At 41.6% G+C, this 18169-nt stretch carries 18 protein-coding genes; 4 read left to right on the top strand and 14 right to left on the bottom strand.

The window, feature by feature from the left end; translation table 11 throughout:
* Positions 1 to 4: 4 nt before the first annotated feature.
* From NYE25_RS02910 to NYE25_RS02895, 4 genes are all read right to left on the bottom strand, one after another.
* A complete protein-coding gene (locus NYE25_RS02910; protein WP_341145057.1) occupies positions 5 to 1483 on the bottom strand; it encodes a Na+/H+ antiporter subunit D in 1479 nt (492 codons plus the stop codon).
* Complete coding sequence (locus NYE25_RS02905) at positions 1480 to 1818, bottom strand: Na(+)/H(+) antiporter subunit C (protein WP_076282807.1); 339 nt, start codon at positions 1816 to 1818, stop codon at positions 1480 to 1482. The genes NYE25_RS02910 and NYE25_RS02905 overlap by 4 nt, the downstream gene beginning before the upstream one ends.
* The gene (locus tag NYE25_RS02900) at positions 1818 to 4682 is read right to left on the bottom strand and encodes a Na+/H+ antiporter subunit A (protein WP_341147672.1); all 2865 of its coding nucleotides are present in this window, start codon (positions 4680 to 4682) and stop codon (positions 1818 to 1820) included. Before NYE25_RS02900 ends, NYE25_RS02905 begins: the two co-directional genes overlap by 1 nt.
* Positions 4683 to 4808: 126 nt before the next feature.
* Entirely contained in the window at positions 4809 to 5447 is a 639-nt protein-coding gene (locus NYE25_RS02895) for a universal stress protein (RefSeq protein WP_231573438.1), read from the bottom strand.
* 343 nt (positions 5448 to 5790) lie between these two features.
* Here NYE25_RS02895 and NYE25_RS02890 point away from each other — a divergent pair, with 343 nt between their 5' ends.
* A complete protein-coding gene (locus tag NYE25_RS02890; RefSeq protein WP_340969103.1) occupies positions 5791 to 6123 on the top strand; it encodes an ArsR/SmtB family transcription factor in 333 nt (110 codons plus the stop codon).
* An 18-nt stretch (positions 6124 to 6141) separates the two neighbouring features.
* Positions 6142 to 6675 (top strand): SRPBCC domain-containing protein, encoded by a 534-nt coding sequence (locus tag NYE25_RS02885; RefSeq protein ID WP_341145056.1) that lies wholly within the window; start codon positions 6142 to 6144, stop codon positions 6673 to 6675.
* Between the two features lie 100 nt (positions 6676 to 6775).
* On the opposite strand, the gene NYE25_RS02880 is transcribed toward NYE25_RS02885, so the two are convergent.
* From NYE25_RS02880 to NYE25_RS02860, 5 genes are read right to left on the bottom strand one after another with little or no spacing between them, the layout of a single operon-like run.
* Positions 6776 to 7519 (bottom strand): alpha/beta hydrolase, encoded by a 744-nt coding sequence (locus NYE25_RS02880; RefSeq protein WP_076282811.1) that lies wholly within the window; start codon positions 7517 to 7519, stop codon positions 6776 to 6778.
* A gap of 20 nt (positions 7520 to 7539) precedes the next feature.
* On the bottom strand, positions 7540 to 8340 hold the full coding sequence (locus NYE25_RS02875) for an alpha/beta hydrolase (RefSeq protein ID WP_076282812.1): 801 nt from the start codon (positions 8338 to 8340) through the stop codon (positions 7540 to 7542).
* 19 nt (positions 8341 to 8359) lie between these two features.
* The gene (locus tag NYE25_RS02870) at positions 8360 to 9397 is read right to left on the bottom strand and encodes a FecCD family ABC transporter permease (protein ID WP_445667114.1); all 1038 of its coding nucleotides are present in this window, start codon (positions 9395 to 9397) and stop codon (positions 8360 to 8362) included.
* A complete protein-coding gene (locus tag NYE25_RS02865) occupies positions 9390 to 10406 on the bottom strand; it encodes a FecCD family ABC transporter permease (protein ID WP_341145055.1) in 1017 nt (338 codons plus the stop codon). The genes NYE25_RS02870 and NYE25_RS02865 overlap by 8 nt, the downstream gene beginning before the upstream one ends.
* Positions 10407 to 10419: 13 nt before the next feature.
* Positions 10420 to 11433: an ABC transporter substrate-binding protein gene (locus tag NYE25_RS02860; RefSeq protein ID WP_341145054.1), complete on the bottom strand. Its 1014-nt coding sequence runs from the start codon at positions 11431 to 11433 to the stop codon at positions 10420 to 10422.
* Positions 11434 to 11643: 210 nt separating this feature from the next.
* Here NYE25_RS02860 and NYE25_RS02855 point away from each other — a divergent pair, with 210 nt between their 5' ends.
* Positions 11644 to 11778 carry a hypothetical protein gene (locus NYE25_RS02855; RefSeq protein ID WP_341054296.1) on the top strand — a complete coding sequence of 45 codons (135 nt, stop codon included), beginning with the start codon at positions 11644 to 11646 and terminating at the stop codon, positions 11776 to 11778.
* Positions 11779 to 12360: 582 nt separating this feature from the next.
* Here NYE25_RS02855 and NYE25_RS02850 read toward each other — a convergent pair.
* From NYE25_RS02850 to NYE25_RS02835, 4 genes are all read right to left on the bottom strand, one after another.
* Positions 12361 to 14430: a M56 family metallopeptidase gene (locus NYE25_RS02850; protein WP_341145053.1), complete on the bottom strand. Its 2070-nt coding sequence runs from the start codon at positions 14428 to 14430 to the stop codon at positions 12361 to 12363.
* A gap of 2 nt (positions 14431 to 14432) precedes the next feature.
* Positions 14433 to 14795, bottom strand: coding sequence for a BlaI/MecI/CopY family transcriptional regulator (locus tag NYE25_RS02845; RefSeq protein ID WP_076282816.1), 363 nt, complete (start codon positions 14793 to 14795; stop codon positions 14433 to 14435).
* Between the two features lie 143 nt (positions 14796 to 14938).
* Positions 14939 to 15331: a hypothetical protein gene (locus NYE25_RS02840; protein WP_179085702.1), complete on the bottom strand. Its 393-nt coding sequence runs from the start codon at positions 15329 to 15331 to the stop codon at positions 14939 to 14941.
* A gap of 81 nt (positions 15332 to 15412) precedes the next feature.
* Complete coding sequence (locus NYE25_RS02835; RefSeq protein WP_076282818.1) at positions 15413 to 15751, bottom strand: winged helix-turn-helix transcriptional regulator; 339 nt, start codon at positions 15749 to 15751, stop codon at positions 15413 to 15415.
* Positions 15752 to 15906: 155 nt separating this feature from the next.
* On the opposite strand from NYE25_RS02835, the gene NYE25_RS02830 reads away from it, so the two are divergent.
* The gene (locus NYE25_RS02830) at positions 15907 to 16635 is read left to right on the top strand and encodes an SDR family oxidoreductase (protein ID WP_341145052.1); all 729 of its coding nucleotides are present in this window, start codon (positions 15907 to 15909) and stop codon (positions 16633 to 16635) included.
* A gap of 128 nt (positions 16636 to 16763) precedes the next feature.
* On the opposite strand, the gene NYE25_RS02825 is transcribed toward NYE25_RS02830, so the two are convergent.
* Positions 16764 to 18155 (bottom strand): alpha/beta hydrolase, encoded by a 1392-nt coding sequence (locus NYE25_RS02825; protein WP_341145051.1) that lies wholly within the window; start codon positions 18153 to 18155, stop codon positions 16764 to 16766.
* Positions 18156 to 18169: the final 14 nt, after the last annotated feature.

The raw sequence follows: 18169 nt of genomic DNA, 5'->3' as shown, positions 1-18169 counted from the left end.
GTATCTACTCCTTCATGACAGCGTTAATGTATAATGCTGGATCGGCCAGTACGGCTCCGGCTTGGCTGACATATCCGTTTACCGTCTCAGCACCTACACCCATCAGAATTACAATCGCGAACAGAACAGCTGCCGGTGCCATCATAGCTTTATAATGAAGCGGTTTGACTTGTTCTTCCCTTTTCTCGCCACCCCAGAATACCTGCTGGAATACCTTGATCAAGGAATATAACACTATGAAGCTTGATGCAAGTGCAATTAGAGCCAGAGCCACATGATTCTGTCCAAATCCGCTACGCACCATCATCACTTTTCCAGCGAAACCACTAAGTGGTGGAACACCAACCAACGCCAAAGTCAGTACGAAGAACATCCAGCCGGTCCACGGATAGCGTCGAATTAAACCACCCATTTCTTTTAAGCGGTCGGTGCCCGATGCTGAGATAATCATCCCGCCCAGGAAAAATAATAATGCTTTGGCAACCATGTCATGCATTAAATAAAACACTACACCATTTAACGAATCCTGAGTCGCGACAGAAATCCCAAAAGCAATAAATCCAACACTGATGATGATATTATAATTAAAAATCCGCCCCAGATCGTTGTAAGCCAGTGCACCGATTGCACCAAGGATCATCGTCGCTCCCGCCATCCAGGCAATCAGTGAATGGGTGAGTCCCGGTTCTTGAATAAAAATCAATGTAAAGGTACGTGTAATGGCATACAATCCCACTTTCGTTAACAATGCTCCAAACAGTGCTCTAACAGCCACAGGTGGCGCACTATAAGAATCCGGAAGCCAGAAAAAGAGCAACAAACCTGCCTTTATCGAAAATACGATCAGCAGCAGGACCGCAATGACGTTCATTACACCGCCTTGTCCCGCCTCTGCTACACGCATAGATAGATGTGCCATATTCAGTGTTCCTGTCGCGGCATATAAATAAGCAAGCGTTGCTACAAACAAGGAAGAGGAAATCACGTTAACTAATACATATTTTAACGTCTCTCTCAGTTGACCTTTGGAGCCACCAAGTACAATTAAAGCGTACGAGGCAACTAACAGGACCTCAAAGCAGACGAACAAATTAAACAAATCTCCGGTGAGAAAGGAGCCAAATACCCCAGTTAATAGAAAATGGAAAAACGGATAGTAATAAAACCTTTCTCTTTCTTCCCCAATGCTGGCGAAGGAAAAAAATAGACATGCCGCACCAACAATAGCACCGACTAGCACAAGTAAGGCCGCAAACATATCGGCAACAAACACAATGCCATAAGGTGGAAGCCATCCACCCATATATAGGGTCTGGATGCCCTTTGTACTTACCTGGTACACAATGATTCCAGCAACCAAGATATTTAAAAACACACTGACGGCACTGATAATACGTTGCAGATCCACTCGTTCTTTTAGAAAAATCAGTATAACTGCCGTAAAGGCCGGAATCAGCAGAGGCAGCACTAGCAAGTTGTTCATTGTTGTCTCTCCTCCTTGGTTCCTTCCACATCATCCGTGCCCGTCGAACGGTAAGTCCGGTATGCCAAAACAATGAAGAATGCTGTTACTCCAAAACTAATTACAATAGAGGTCAAAATGAGCGCCTGCGGTAACGGATCTACATACGCCTCCGCTTTTTCACCTAGCAAAGGTGGAGCACCTGTCTTGAGACCCGACATTGTCAGTAGCAGTAAATGAACACCATGGGTAATTAAATTAGTACCCAGCAGGATGCGTAGCAAGCTTTTGGAAAGGACTAGATAAACACCTACGGTAAACAATACGCCGATCGCCAAGGCAACAACAAGCTCCATTAGCTATCCCTCCCGATCGTAAGTATGATATTCATAGTGACACCAATAACAGCTAGATAAACACCAAGATCAAAGAACATTGCAGTGGTTAATTCTGTTTTGCCCATAAGCGGCAATTGGAAATACCCAAAATTTTGGCTCAGGAAGGGTACGTCGAATATAAATGAGCCAACCCCGGTAAGAAAAGCAATCGAAATCCCGATCGCAATTAACTTACGATAATTAATAGGCAGCACTTTCTCAACCATATCCATCCCAAAAGTAATAGCAAGTAGCACCAAACCTGCAGAAGCCATCAAAGCCCCAATAAATCCGCCTCCCGGATTATTATGACCGGCAAAAAACAAAAACAACGAAAATATCAGAATGATAACGAATGCTACTTTAACTACCGCTTGCAGTAACACATCATCACTTCGGGAATAACGAGGCTTATTATAGGGAACAACCCTCTTCAGTTGGTCTGCTGTACCCTCTCCATCCAACTGCAGCTTGATCATGGAATAAATAGCAAGTGAGGCAAGGCCTAGTACTGTTATTTCAAACATGGTATCAAAGCCGCGGAAATCAACGAGCAGAACATTGACAATATTTTTACCGCCACCCAAAGTATAGCTATTCTCCACATAATATTTCGAGATGGATTCGAACGGACTACTGCCTAGAGCAGCAAGTGCAACCAATGTCATCGTTACGCCCATCCCGATGGAAATAGTTAGTTTCAGGAAATGCGCACGAGGTTTGAGCTTCTCTTTTTCCAGCCTAGGCAAATGCCTGAAACATAATAGGAACAATGTAACAGATACCACTTCAACAATCATTTGCGTAAGCGCCAGATCAGGAGCTCTGAACAGAACAAAGAGCAAAGTAACCATATAACCAACCATTCCTGTTAACAAAATGGCTGTTATTCTGGAACGCACAAACGGAATAGCTAAAGCACCTAGAAGCAAAACCATTACAGCAATAACCTCAAACAAAGAAAAAGGAGTATACTCAGTCGTACCAAGTGTAATTCCATCTGAATACCAGACGACACCGCAAATCGTTACGATCAAGAAGGAAAAAATATACATTAAATAATGTCTCATGGAACCAGTCATATAAGAACTAGTCACCCATCTAGACAATTTCTCAACCAGCCGGATTACTCCGTCATAGACTTGATTTAAAGTGTAGCCACTGCCCCATTCTTTATCGACCAGACTTAAGCGGCCATAGATTCGGTATACAGTAATACCAAGAATCACAACACCAAGTGTCATCCATACTTCTGGTGTAAAGCCGTGCCAGAAATGGATATTCACAACAAAAGGTTCCCCGGTCTGCAAGATAGGGTGAATAGCATTCATTGCAGGGATAATAAGTGTATTAGATAATATATTCGGAAAAAAACCGATAAATATAGACAGCACTGCTAGCAGGCACGGGGCAAGCAGAAGTCCAAATGGGGCTTCATGCGGTTTTTTGTCCAGCTTCTCAGGCTGATATTTTCCGAAAAAGGTGTGGAATACCAAAATCATACTGTATGCAAAAGTAAACACGCTGGCAATCCAGGCCAAAACCGGGAAGAGCGTAAACAACGAGGGAATAGAGAATATATCCAAGTTTCGGATATTCAGGACAGCTGTAAAAAACATCTCTTTACTTAAAAATCCTGAAAATGGCGGCAAACCAGCCATGGAGAAACTGCCGATCATCGCTACCGTAAAGGTAACCGGCATAATGGAAATCAGTCCGCCCAGCTTTCGCAGATCGCGGGTACCTGTCTCATGGTCAACTATACCGACCATCATAAACAAAGAGCCTTTAAAGATGGCATGGTTAATAAGGTGAAAGATAGCCGCTGTTGTTGCAGCAGTGTAAAAGACTGAATCTTCCCCTGCATAAAATGCCGCTGCCGATCCCATTCCTAGCAATCCCATAATCAGTCCAAGTTGACTAATCGTTGAATAGGCTAATAGAGCCTTCAGGTCCGTCTGCTTCATCGCCTGGATAGAGCCATAAATCAAGGTGATCAAACCGACGCCTGACACAACCCAGAACCACTCATATTGCCCCGCAAAAATAGGGCTGAAACGGGCGACAAGATACAATCCAGCTTTAACCATCGTTGCTGAGTGAAGATATGCGCTGACCGGTGTCGGTGCCTCCATGGCATCCGGCAGCCAGATATGAAACGGGAACTGAGCTGATTTGGTGAAGGCGCCTAAGAGAATTAGTAGCATCGCCGGAATAAATAAAGCATGCCCGCTAATATCGCCAACCTCACTCCAAATTTCCCTGATACTAAAGGTGCCTGTCATCACATACAGCATTAAAAAGCCGGCAAACATCGCTAAACCACCAAATACGGTAATCAACATAGATTTGAGAGCACCATACCGCGATTTTTGCCGCCGATGCCAGAAAGCAATCAACAGAAATGACGAGACACTTGTTAATTCCCAAAAACCGTATAGCACCATCAAGTTATCCGAGAGCACAACGCCAAGCATCGCTCCCATAAACAACATTAAATAAATATAAAAAGGGGTCAACGCTTCTTTTCGCTTGTCTAGATAATAAATCGAATAGATAATTACAAGACTACCCATTCCAGTGATTAACAAAGCGAACAGTAAACTTAATCCATCCAGATGGAAAACCAAATCAATGCCTAGGGAAGGAATCCATGAAACGGTTTCATATCCCAAATCCCCTCCCTTAATAACAGGAATCCGGGTTAAAAAATATACAAACAAAGCGAGTGAACCGGGGAAAACAAGCCATCCTCTATGAAGGTTGGATGCTCTCTTGGTCAAAAGTGCGATTACTAAGGCCATTAGAAACGGAACAAGTATGATTACATGCAGCAAAGGCAGTCCTCCTTTTCCACTTGAGCTTATCAAGTTGTGAACTTTAGTACTTACTTTTTTACCAAAAGCCAAAGATCATATGATTGGAAGGGCCCTTAATAATAGGCCCTCATGAAGATAAGGGCACGCCGATTATAAAGAATCGGTCAATGTGCCATCACAAATATGCAAATATCTAGCCTTTCCATCTTCTTGCTCAATTCTGAATAAACCGTTCTCAAATTCTGTGTGTAATTCGTGAAAGAACTTTCCTTTAAGTGAATACTCACCCTTAGGTTCATCACTGAGCTGATACTCATCCCCGATTTTGACCAGGTAGGCGATTACGCCTTCCTCATGGGTTTCTTCCAGCCCGGCGCGCATCCGTTGAACGGCAACTACATGCAGATCCATCATTTTCATTTTACCAATGAGTTCATTGATGAAATTGCGTTTGGTAAGCTCCTGCCATCGAGTCTGAGCAGATTGTCCAATTACGATCTGTGTAACCTCATTCTTTTCAGCTACTTCTACAATAATATCAGTTGTTTTTCGGCCTTCACGTTTCCGAATGATAAATTCTGCGCCAGCTTCATCGGCAAGACGTTTCCAAACCGTCATATACATTTCTTTGCTCTGATTATATTCATCATTGTCCGAACTATCGACATTTAATACAAACAATGGGGCCCCTATTATTTCAGATAGTTGCACACCACGCCGGATTAAACGCTCCCCATGCGGACCATAATGAACACAAACCATAATCTTTTCATTGTGTATGACCTTCACCCTCCTGTAACATGGCCAAGAAATACAAAAGGAGCCTACTGGCGTTAGGCCCCTTGCGTAAATCTAAAACCGATAAGTTATACTTAATTATATCTATTCCTATGTTTTTTGTAAAGTTTAATGGTTATCATGGAACATATTTCTACGTAATGCTTGTACTATGCCCTTCTTTTGAAGTTATCATACAATGAAAATTTTAAATATCCCTTTACAGGAATATTCACTTAATGGTATATTGTAAATGCAAACAGGAAATACAAGGAAGTAGGCCTGTTGAGTCGCTCCATCACGGCCCGTCATATGAAATCCGAATCAAATCAATGAATCGAAGTGATGCTTGTTTATGAATACTAACGTAATGAGTGCTTTAGCAGAGCCTAATCGTATGCAGATCGTTGAACTATTACGCGAGAATCCCCTAACCGTTGGAGAGATCGCAGAAAGTCTTCAGCTGCGGCAGCCTCAAGCGTCCAAGCATTTGCGTGTTCTCAGTGAAGCAGGCCTTATTGAAGTTCAAGCTGTTGCTAATCGGCGCATTTGCAAGCTCCGCCCTGACCCCTTTAAGGAATTAGACACTTGGTTAGAATCCTACCGTCATATGTGGGAGGAACGCTACGATCGACTGGATGATTATTTGCAGAAGCTACAAAGCAAGGAATTAGATAATGAAAAGTAAACGAGGAGGATTTATCCAATGACAAATTCTAACCAAACCAACCAACTAGTGTCCAAAATTGAAGGCAGAACTCTAATATTAGAGCGTATTTTTAAAGCTCCACGTGAACTAGTTTTTAAAGCTTTTTCTGAGGCTGAGCATTTGAAGCATTGGTGGGGGCCAAAAGGTTGGACACTTCCCGTATGCCATGTCGATTTCCGTCCAGGAGGTACTTGGCATTATTGCATGAAGTGCGAGGATAAGAGTCAGGGGGATTTCTACGGTATGGAGTCTTGGGGTAAGGCGATTTATCGGGAAATTTCGATTCCAGAGCAAATTATTTACACGGACGGGTTCTCAGATGCAGAAGGTAATATTTCAAAAGATCTGCCCGAGACACTAGTCCAACTAGATTTTATCGAGCTGGATGGTCAAACGAAGCTGGTTAACACCGGTAAATACGTTTCTCCAGAAGCGTTACAACAAGTGATTGATATGGGGATGCTACCGGGTATTTCACAAACCTTTGATAATTTGGACGTACATCTTGAGAATTTACAGAAGAGTAACTAAAGTAGATATGCTCGGACCGCAAGACTAAATTATGGTTATCTAACCTATATGTAAAAAAATAGGACGATGCAAGGATACTCTATCCTGCTCGTCCTTTTATTCAGTTTGCGGGAAATAAGAACCTGATGCTACTCGGAAAATATTGCAGAAAAAACGTGTCATTATGCGTGCCTAATGGATCTGTCTCAAACATCACCCGCTGATCAGCTCCATCTATCTTCTCTTTTAAAATATCAAAAGCACGTTTACTATTAGGCACCATGTCCTTCTGTGCATTAGTCTTCTGGATACCTTCCTCTTCACCTACATACATATAGACTTTGCATTCCCTATCTAACTTTGAAGTCTCCATATAATGTATAAAATCTTTAAACCACACAGACGCGGATATGAATATAAAATTATCAAAAACAGACTCTGTCTTGTACATCGCATACATACTTATTAACCCACCTAGTGATACACCGCCTAATGCCAATTTGCCCGGCTCATGAGAGATGCGAAAGGAACGAATTATATGCGGGACCAGTTTCTTATATACGTAATCCAAATAATCATCCCCCTTGCCCCCAAAGGACCAATCCTTAAAAAGAGCAGGCATTTCCCAAGGTGTATATTCATCATTACGAAGCTGAGAATCAATCCCGATAAAAATAACCGGCTCTGTAATCCCCTCCTCCACATCCCTTTCTATATCAGCAATCGACTCATTGAACAAGAAATCGCCATCCTGTAAGAAAACCGCCGGGAAGCTTCGCTCAGTAAACAAATGATATGCTTTAGGGAGATACACGATAATTTGTCGCCCCATATGTTCAAAAGTAGTAAGTTCTCCTAACATCATCGTGCATCATATCCCCTTCCTTAACAATTCAACATACGGAACGCTCTGCTCATGATGGTCGGTACTACTGACGCGTGGTTTTCATCTGGCGCTATGTAATGCTCAACCTGCAAATCAGGCAAAGAATACTCACACAATTTTGAAAATAATCCTTTAGCATCATCGACCATAAACGCCTCTTCACTGCCCACTGTGATCAATAGCTTTCTTTTCTCGGATCTTATCGTTTGACCCTTCTTATAAAACTCCTCCGCATACGCCAAGATTTCATGATCATTCCACCAAATCGAGGGGCTAGAGGCCAAATAATACTGGAATAGCTCGGCACGAGTAAACAGCGTCCAGAGGACAAACAACCCGCTTAATGAGTGACCAAACAAAACTTGCTTATGCTGATCGATATTATATTTTTCAGTGATCAGAGGCATTAATTCCAACTCTAAAAAAGATAGTAACTTTTCAGCACCACCATGTGGTCCTATGTCAGCATTTTTCAATCGATCCGGATATACATACTGCTTCGCAGGAGGCGTGAAATCATAAAATCTTCTTTTGGAGACCTCATCATCTGAACCATAATGCCCAATGCCAATCACGATGGCTGGTGTAATCAAAGTTTTCGGCGCATTTCTTGACTGCAATTTCACGACATCCCGGCCCAATTGAAAATATGAATTGCCATCGAGCATGTAATAGACGGGAAATCCATTCTCAGGGGCCTCTTCTCTCGGAATTGAGACCTTTATATCATACGTGTAGCCCATATATTGAGATTCTAGCTTCCATGATTCTGTGCGTTCGAGTTCAACTTGTGTTGACATATGTGCTGCTCACTCTCCCCTACACTCTTGACTTGGCTAATAAATATAAGAAATAGGGAATGCCAATAATCGAAACGACTATTCCCACAGGTAACTCTGCTGGCTGAAATAATGTTTTGGCAAAATAATCCGAGATCACCAGCAAAAACATCCCAACCACTGCACTGGATAACATAATATAACGGTGATTAATCCCTACTAATCTTCTGGCGATATGAGGAGCCATCAATCCTATAAAACCTATAGAACCGGATACAGATACACAGACACTTACAATCCCCACACTGCATAACAGAAAGATCAGCTTTTCTTTTTCTACGGAGATCCCCAAGCTTTTTGTGCTGGAATCCTCCAATTGAAAATAATTGAGCAAATAGCTTTTTCGATACATCACAAATCCTAAAATCAGCACCCAAGGTGTGATCATTATGATATAAGTCCAATTCGCGCTGTAAATACTTCCGACACTCCACACCGCAGCCATTTCATAATCACTTGCATTCATTTTTAGAGAAAGATACAACGATAACGCCCCAAAACCACTGCTTATCGCGATCCCTGTCAATATCAAACGTTGCATATCAAGTGCACCATTCCGCCAAGAGAAAATAAAGATAACTACAACTGCGGCAAGCCCCCCCACAAAACCAAAGAGAGGCATGGCTAGTATCGAAAACCAGCTTTCTTTAAAAAAAGTAACCCCTGACATCTGAAAGAAAAACATAAATGCAACGATGGCAGCTCCGGCACCGGCATTAATCCCAAGGATACCTGGATCAGCCAGCCCGTTTCGGGTAATGCCTTGAATGACCGTTCCAGCCATCCCCAGACCTATGCCTACTAATGACGCAATAATGATCCGTGGTAGTCGAAATTGAAAAATAACCAGGTCAAATTTAGGATTGGGATCTATTCGCAGCAGCGTTTTTATCACATCCATGACAGACATATCAAAAGCGCCATTCGTTAGATGAAAATACCCCGCCACAAGTGTTAGCAGGATAAAAGCTAGTGGCGTCAATATATAGCGACTAAACTGTATTCTGCCTCTATCCACGTTGCTCTCCCCCTTTAACCCGAATTAAATAAAGGAAGAACGGGATTCCAATAAAGGCTGTCACAACGCTAATTGGCGTCTCAAACGGAAAGTTAATATACCGGCTTAAGACATCACAAAATGCTAAAAAAACAGCCCCAATGACTGCTGAGCAAGGAATGATGAAACGATAGTCGATACCAACGATAAAACGTGTAATATGAGGGATAATTAGACCCACAAAGGCTATCTTACCGACTAAAGCTACTGCTGTTCCGGTTAGACATACAACAGATAAAATGCTGACGATTTTCACCCATTTTGTCCGTTGACCCAAGCTAATTGCCGTTTCATCCCCTAGGGAGGCAACCATTACAGATTTAGAAATACTAACTGCCAAGAGCAGACCAACGATTATAAAAGGAATGGACAATATTAGCATATCTGGATTTACAGTATGTATTTTCGAGCTATACCAAACGCTAACATTTTGTGAGACTTGAAAAAACATCGCTACTGCTGAGGCAATACTACTTAAAAATGTACCAATTACAGTACCAATAATGGCTAGTCTGACTGGAGATAAGCCGTTTTTGACTAATGAGCCAAATCCGAAAACCAAACCCGCTCCGATAGCGGAACCCACCATGGATAAAAGAATCATATGAACATTCGATAATCCAGGATAAAACACCATAGCCAACGTAATAACAAATGCCGATCCGTCATTTACTCCCATAATCGATGGTGATGCAAGATAATTCCGTGTAACGCCTTGCATTAACGCCCCTGAAACAGCTAGGGCCGCTCCAACTAATAAAGCGGCGATTACACGCGGTAATCTAGATGTCATAATAATGTTGTGGTCCACATTATTTGCATCGAAGTGTGTAATCGCCTGCCAGATTGTTACTATTCCAATATCCTTAACACCATATAAGACGGATACAACCATTGCTAATACGATGAATAATGGAGAAGTTGATAGGATCAATATAACTTTCCAATTTTTTGTATTCATCTTATTCATCGCACCTTCGGTTTTACTTCAAGAGATTTTCAATTGCAGCATCCAGGAATCTTACTTTAGACCAAGCCGTACCACCTTGCGCCAACGGATCAATTGCATTTACAAAGACATGATTGTTTTTGACTGCATTTACGCTTTTGAAGATCGGATTCTTAAGTAAATCATCAAGTGCCGTTGCATTATCCGTATTCTCGCTGGTCTCAAACTGCAAGAAAATATAGTCCGGATTAATTTCCGCTAAAGCTTCTAGTGAAAGCTCAGCTTGAGCTTTAGTAGTTGTTATTACTTCGGGAATGGCAGCACCTAAATCTTCGTAAATAACCGGATTCAGGTAAACACCCGCTGGATACACACACATACTACCCTCACGAATACGAATAACTAGAATTGATTTATCTTTCAACTTTTCTCCAACGTCAGCCTTTGCACTAGCAGCTTTTGATTCATAATCGCTAATAATCTTTTCTGCTTCTGAGGTCTTTCCGGATAATTGACCTAGTAAAAGCAGATTATCTTTCCAATTCGTTGATATATGTGAATAAGGAATCATCGTTTGAATTTTATTAAGCGCACCCGACACATCTTCACCAAACTTGGAAGACCCTAAAATAACATCTGGATCTAGCTGCAAGATCGCCTCATTGCTTGGGGCAAATTTATCCCCCACTAAAGATGCACCAGCTAATTCCGTTGACAGATAACCTGGAATGGCATTTGCTATAGCAAGTACGCCTACAGGTTTCACTCCTAGGATTGCAGCATCTTCCATAGATTCCAGACTTGCAGCTACGATATTGTGAATCTCTGCAGGTACTACATAATCCTTACCTAGATATGTAATGGTTTGTTCAGTGGCAACTGCCTCCTGAGCCGCATTTCCTTTGTTATTTGCATTTCCCTCAGCTGCTACTGCTGCATTATTTGCACTTTTTGAAGCTGCGTTATCCTTTTCATTGTTACCGCAAGCCGCCAAACTCAAAGCTAAAACCGCTGATACCCCTGCTAATAAAACTTTTTTCTGATTCATTTTCTATCTCCCCATCTATATTTTATTTATCATTCTTTATAGCAAAGTAATGATAATGAGAATCGTTATCATATTAAATCATATGAGAATAATTATCAATAGATTTCTTTAAATATATGAAATTTTGTAAATTGTCAGATCATAATAAAGGGAGAAATTTCCGCAGATGACGTAATTGTTAAAAAAGGAAATGGAGCTGGCGGTGCATCCGTGTCACATGTACTGCATCTAATGCAGGTTGGTCTTCAAAAGGCGTACGCTCTGGCAGAGCTTGTCGAGCTAGATGCACTCTCTGTCGTAGTTCGGAATAAGTTTCGTAAACAGTTGGGTCTACCAATGGCCTAGACTCTAGCGTCCTATTAAGAACACCGAAGGCGTTTATGCTTGCTATAATAGAATTTTTAAAATTTCTAGATTGCGGAGAAATGTGAAATGAACTCAAGGGATGGGCCTATATTCAACTGTTGGCCATGGGGAGCCCTGTTTTTAATTAAGCACACGCCTCTTTGGGATGAAGGACCGAGCGGACCTTAAATCCTTAGAATACATGTTTTAGTCGAGATTACGGACAAATGTATGTGAAAAACCGAATACAATGTGCCGAAGCTAACGTAAATAAGCCAAATGTATGCGAAAAACCGAATACAATGTGCCGACAGTAACGTAAACGAGCCAAATGTATGTGAAAAACCGAATACAATGTGCCGAAGCTAACGTAAATAAGCCAAATGTATGCGAAAAACCGAATACAATGTGCCGAAGTTAACGTAAATAAGCCAAATGTATGTGAAAAACCGAATACAATGTGCCGACAGTAACGTAAACGAGCCAGCGCCGATACACATGCTGATGAACATGCTGATGAACCCGCACCAAATGCGGGTTCTTCTGCGCTTTAAAGTTCAACTTTTTTCATCAGCGGATATTTCACGGCATATATTTCTCAGCAATGCTGGTGACATATCCGTCTTTTTTAGTAATCACACACGGAGGCACAAAATCAGTATATTGCTTGAAATATTCAATAAACTCCTGCTTGCTTACTTCTTTTAGACCACCCGCATTAGCATCAACTATAGAATATCTCGTATCCTCTGCAACCTCTAATGGATCGGTATACGTATATTTGTTGAGGATATAAAATCCATTGGGCATATCCTCATCTGGATTAATATTCAACCCTTTAAAGCGAGCGGAATCCTCCATTGTTAGCCATTCAATGTTATCAAAATCAAAGGAATGATTCTCCAGGCTAAGATTAAAAACATAGCCCATTAATATACTCTCGGGCGTGATCGCAAAATCATCAGCTGTAGCCTCATTGTCCACCACAAGCTGATCCAGCTTGACATGCTGACCCATTCCAATATCATTGCTTATATAATTCATGGCGACCTGCAAAGGATCAAGTAGTGCCGGCTCCTCCCCCTGATCCGCTAATGTCTGCAGACGGGCATAATATTCAGCTATCGTAACATCAGTTTGAGGTGTATTGTAATATTCATTTCCATTCGAATCCTTCCAACGTTCTACGGTCCAAATTCCTGAATCTCCTTGAATAACAGGTTGGGATAACAACAGTTGACTTGTTTCGCCTGTCGTTAAGGGGAATTTCACTAGAATATGCTTCCCACTATAAGTTTCATGCGGAAGGTGATGGTTTGCTTCAAGAAACACACGCACTGCCATTTCCTGACCGGCTGGTGTGGATATGTCATTCTCTCCACTCCTGATTACGCCCAAATATTGTGGTGTTGAATTCATAATAGAAAAAATAAGTATCGGTTTCCCCATGCTTCCTTCTTCGGTGATAAATCCATCAACCACATTTTCCGTCATCGTCAGCTTAGCTGGATCATCCGGTTTCAAGCGATATTCTAAACTCCAAATTTCCAAGGATGTTGCAAACAGATCGTCGAATGACGCTATTTTTTCAAGCTTAGTAATTTTACTGTCAACCATCTTAACATTTGTACTATTCTCATAGCTCGTAATGTTCTGCTCCATAAATTGCTCGGCATAATCCTTTACGGTTAATGGATCATTTTTCGGATTACTTATGAGTCCGACACACAGCGCAGCCACGACTAAGATTGCGACTAAAACAACCCAAAAGGCTGGTTTTTTGTAATTCAGAATATTTTTGATTCGTCCTTTTGTATTGCTCTCGCCAAAGGCAAGCGGTGAACCACCCATAAATCGTCTTCCAGTAGATAAGGACAAAAGTGAGGTCGAGTATTCCTTTTTGATTCCACTGCCCATCTGTCTTATGACGCTTTCGTCACAGGACTGCTCCATATCATCACTCATCAGATAAAAAGCAAGCCAAACCACTGGATTAAACCAATGTATACACAGAACAACGAACGCGAGAAGTTTTATGATGTGGTCGCATCTGTGTATGTGCACTTGCTCGTGTTTGATGAGATAAGCTTTTTCATGATCGGAAAGACCGTTTGGAAGGTATATTCTAGGCTTAAGGAAGCCGAATACAAAAGGTGTGGAGATGCCGTTATGTTCATATATATTTTCGAAAAGAGGGGTTGCGGCTCTTAAGTCTCGTGAAAGTCGAACAGTGGCAACAATGCTGTAGATGAGCAGCAGCCCAATCCCGATCAACCATATATATTGGCCTATGTTAATCCACGCATCTGAAGGATTCGAAGGGATTATACCACTTGGTGCAGCAGGTGTAGAGGGAATAAGTACGGGTGATATATTATTTACAGCTTGCTCGGATGTGTTGATTACATTTTGGATTTGAGGCATTTGTGTGTATAGCTTATTTAGAGGTGAGTTCTGTACTTCAGATGGGATAAAACTAAATATACTCTCAATCGAGAACGGACACAGGAGTCGGATCAAAACCACAGACCATAAGGCATAGGAGAATATTTTGGGAACTTTTCTTAAGAACAGCCGTGCCACGATGATAAACACAATCACATAACTTCCCGTAATGCTCATGTTTAAAAGTTGTTCAAACAGCTGATCCACCGTTACTCCTCCTTATGCTCATGGATTAGTCTTAGAACATCATCAATTTCGCTGTCACTTAATTTCCGGCTCTTTGTGAAAGCAGCCAAAAATTTGGGTAACGAACCGCCGAAGGTTTCCTTCACAAACGCCTTGCTCTGCTCCGCATAAAAGTCATCCTTTTTGATAAGAGAACCTACCACACCATTATCATTGATAAAAATCTCTTTAGCTTCAAGTCGTTTTAACATCGTATACGTCGTAGATTTCTTCCAGTTGAGCTCGGATTCACATAACTTCACCAGATTCCCTGACGGAATCGGTTCATGATCCCATATTAATTCCGCAAATCTCCCTTCCATTTCGGTCAGTCTGAGATCCTTCAACCTTGCGCCTCCCGTTGGTCTACAATTCCTAGACCTTCCATTTGAATTAGAGTTTACAACTTGTAGACCATTTTGTCTACAAAAATTTCCAGTACAAAAAAAGAGACTCTGTCTTTGCAAACATCGCCTCATTGTTATCTTTATTACGGATAAAACACAGATAAGTCACGGAATAATAGTCCGCTCTCTTCTAGTCTGTTAAGCACCTCTTCTACATCAGTTACAATATGGCTTTCTCGCTCATGAGCTGTATTGATTAACCACGGTCGCCCCTGTCTTAAAAAACAAAGATCATCGGGCACTCTAGTCTGCACCCATGAGTACAAGCTCGTAGAATAGGATAGTAGGATATCGACCGCATCCGGTGAACATCTAAAATAATAAACATCTGCATAATGTCCCATAAGCCGAGTTCCCGGCCAATAATCATCTTTGACGATCTCTTTGAGAAAAGGCTGTAACCGTTCCAATAGTTCATATCCTTCTGGCTCTAACTCCATCTGATCCCGTTTGACCAAAATAAATTCATCACACACTTCCATAGCTACCTGTATCAGCGTCTTATAGGCCTGACCCGTTGGGTCCTGCAAAATAGTATTTATAATAATGTCCGCCCCTTACTTGTTTGTATTATTTAAATACTCCTGATGCATCCTTCCCCAGCCACACATGCTATCCAAAACAGTAATTAGTGATTTGCCATGTTCTGAAATACTATATTCCACCCTCAATGGAAGCTCATGAAAAACCACACGATCGATAAGTTGATCCTCTTCAAGCTCCCGTAGTTGCTTAGTTAATGTCCCTTGAGAGACATCTGGAATAATCCGTCGAAGTTCGCCAAATCGTTTGGTACCATCTATCAATAAAATAAATAAAATGAGCGGCTTCCACTTTCCACCGATCTTATCAAGCGTTGTAAGCACTCCGGCCAATCTCGGCTCCAGTAAATCCATGTGATCATCTCTTTCGATAGTTAATCTATTTCACAGCTAGTACGAACAATCGTACCTAGTACGAAAAAAGTGCGTACTGTGCAGAATTTCTTTTATACCTAATAATAAAAAACAGAACTTAAAAGTCCATTTAACTATGAACGGAGTAGATAAAAATGTCCAGTATTTCATTAAAAAACCAGCGAATCGTCATTATAGGAGGAAGCTCCGGAATAGGGCTCGCGACTGCCAAACAAGCTGTTGAACAAGGCGCATATGTCATAATCGCTGGGCGTTCACAAGATAAATTAGAAAAAGCTCAACAAATTCTAGGGTCCGAATCTACCGAAACTCATTCGCTTGATAATCAAAATGAAGAAGACTTAAAGTCTTTTTTTGAAAAAATCGGCAACTTCGATCATTTGTTCACTCCCGGCGCCTCTTATGTTAGAGGACCGATTACTTCAAGCTTAGAGATTGCGCATAGCTGCTTTAATGCAAAGTTCTGGCCTCAATATAATGCTGTGAAATACGCGATCCCATATATAAGTCCAACTGGCTCTATTGTTCTGATGTCTGGCGCATTCAGTCAACGACCACTTGCAGACGGTGCCTCCTATGCAGCTTGTAACGGCGCGATTGAGAGTCTAGGAAAAGCATTGGCTGTTGAGTTAGCTCCGATTCGAGTAAATGTCATCTCCCCAGGCACCATTCATACCAACTTTAATTGGGTAGGAGCAGAACAAGAGACTAGAGACAAGTCTTACGATGAATATACGAATATGAATATCCTTGGCAGGGTAGGACATGCCGACGAAGCAGCACATACAACCATTTATTTGATGACTAATAACTATACTACGGGAAGCACCCTATTTCCTGATGGGGGTTATATTTTGCGTTAAAAAATAGCTGACTCAGTAAGTAGGAAATGCTACTTAGGGGTCAGCTCCTTTTAGTTTAAAGAATTAGGTGAGAAATTTCTTGATTATTAGCCAGGGGATTACCCTCATTTGAATATGAATTTCTATGACTACTTCGTATTAAAGGTTATACGAATTACATCCTCCTGAGTCTCCTTAATTTTATATATACCGATTTTTTCAGCGGAGCTCACTAGCGCTGTGATATACTCAGGAGATGAATTTATTTTTCGAGCAGAGGCCTTCAGGTTAATGGAGAACTCATCCCCGTTCTCGTCAATATCAAGAGATTTCACATAAACTTTAAATACCTTTACATAATGCTCATAGTTAACCAAATGTTCTTCAGTAACATCTTGAAATGAAACATTTACTTTCAAGGATTCCGGTTTCAGAAAGCTCACCTTACCTGCTATATCTACCTGCCCCACTTCAGGATTCAACACTTGATATTCATCTCCGTCAAGGATTGTATAACCCATCCCATTATCCATAGTGGCAATTAAATTAAGACGCACATTAAGAGCTTCCGGTCCGAGTAATGTCAGATAGTCACTTACTTCAAGCTTGATCTTTTGTACAGCCTCTTTCCCGGCGAACATAATCAATGGACTATGTACACGTCTATTCCATGACTTCTCTTCATGTGTACCCAAAGGGTCCATCTGAAAGAATAGGTCCTTACCTGATACAAATCCCTTCGACTTTAATACATTCACAAGCGGATCAATTGGCATTCCTTCGGTTACACCCATGTCGAGCCAAATCTTCAATGCAGGCTTCCCGGACTCTTTCGCCAACTCATCCAATATACGCCCATTACTTACCCAAGTGGCAGGGGATAAAGCCGCTATCGCTGAAAAAGTCTCCGGATGTTGATATCCCATCCATAACGCCTGAATACCACCGAAAGACGATCCCATGATCATTCGGTGATCCCGATCGGGAATGGTCCGATAAGCACCATCGACATAGGGGATAACCGTTTTAATAAAATATTGGGTAAATTCCTCTGCACTCGTTCCATCAGTAGGAATAGACTTCTCCGGAAAAGGGACATACTCCTTTCCACGTTCTGAACCATCACTTGAAGCGATTCCTATCACAATAACCTTCTCCATTGTTCCATCAGCAACGAGCTGATCAATGTTCTCCTCCACTCTCCATTCTTTGCCTAAAGAGCTGGTATTTGTATTGAAAACATTCTGCCCATCGTGCATATACACAACAGGATATCGCTCACTGTCAGTTTCATACCCTGCAGGCAAATAAACAAATATTCTCCGCTCACCTAGTTTATCTATGTGCACAGTACCTTTTGCCACAACCCCAATGTTTGGGCTATCCGATGCCTGAGGTGTATTGCTTATCGTTGGATTGGGAAATGGTGATGTAGCAACTTTTTCATTTACATTTCCGTTATTAGAACATCCCGAAAGCGCTAACAAAATTAATACAGCAAGTCCCCAAAAGCTCCATTTAAATATTCCACTTGAATGCATAGAACCCCTCCTGA

The organism is Paenibacillus sp. FSL E2-8871 (assembly GCF_038000345.1).
In the GTDB taxonomy this organism is placed as follows: domain Bacteria; phylum Bacillota; class Bacilli; order Paenibacillales; family Paenibacillaceae; genus Paenibacillus_AQ.
This window is presented reverse-complemented; position numbering and strand designations above follow the sequence as displayed.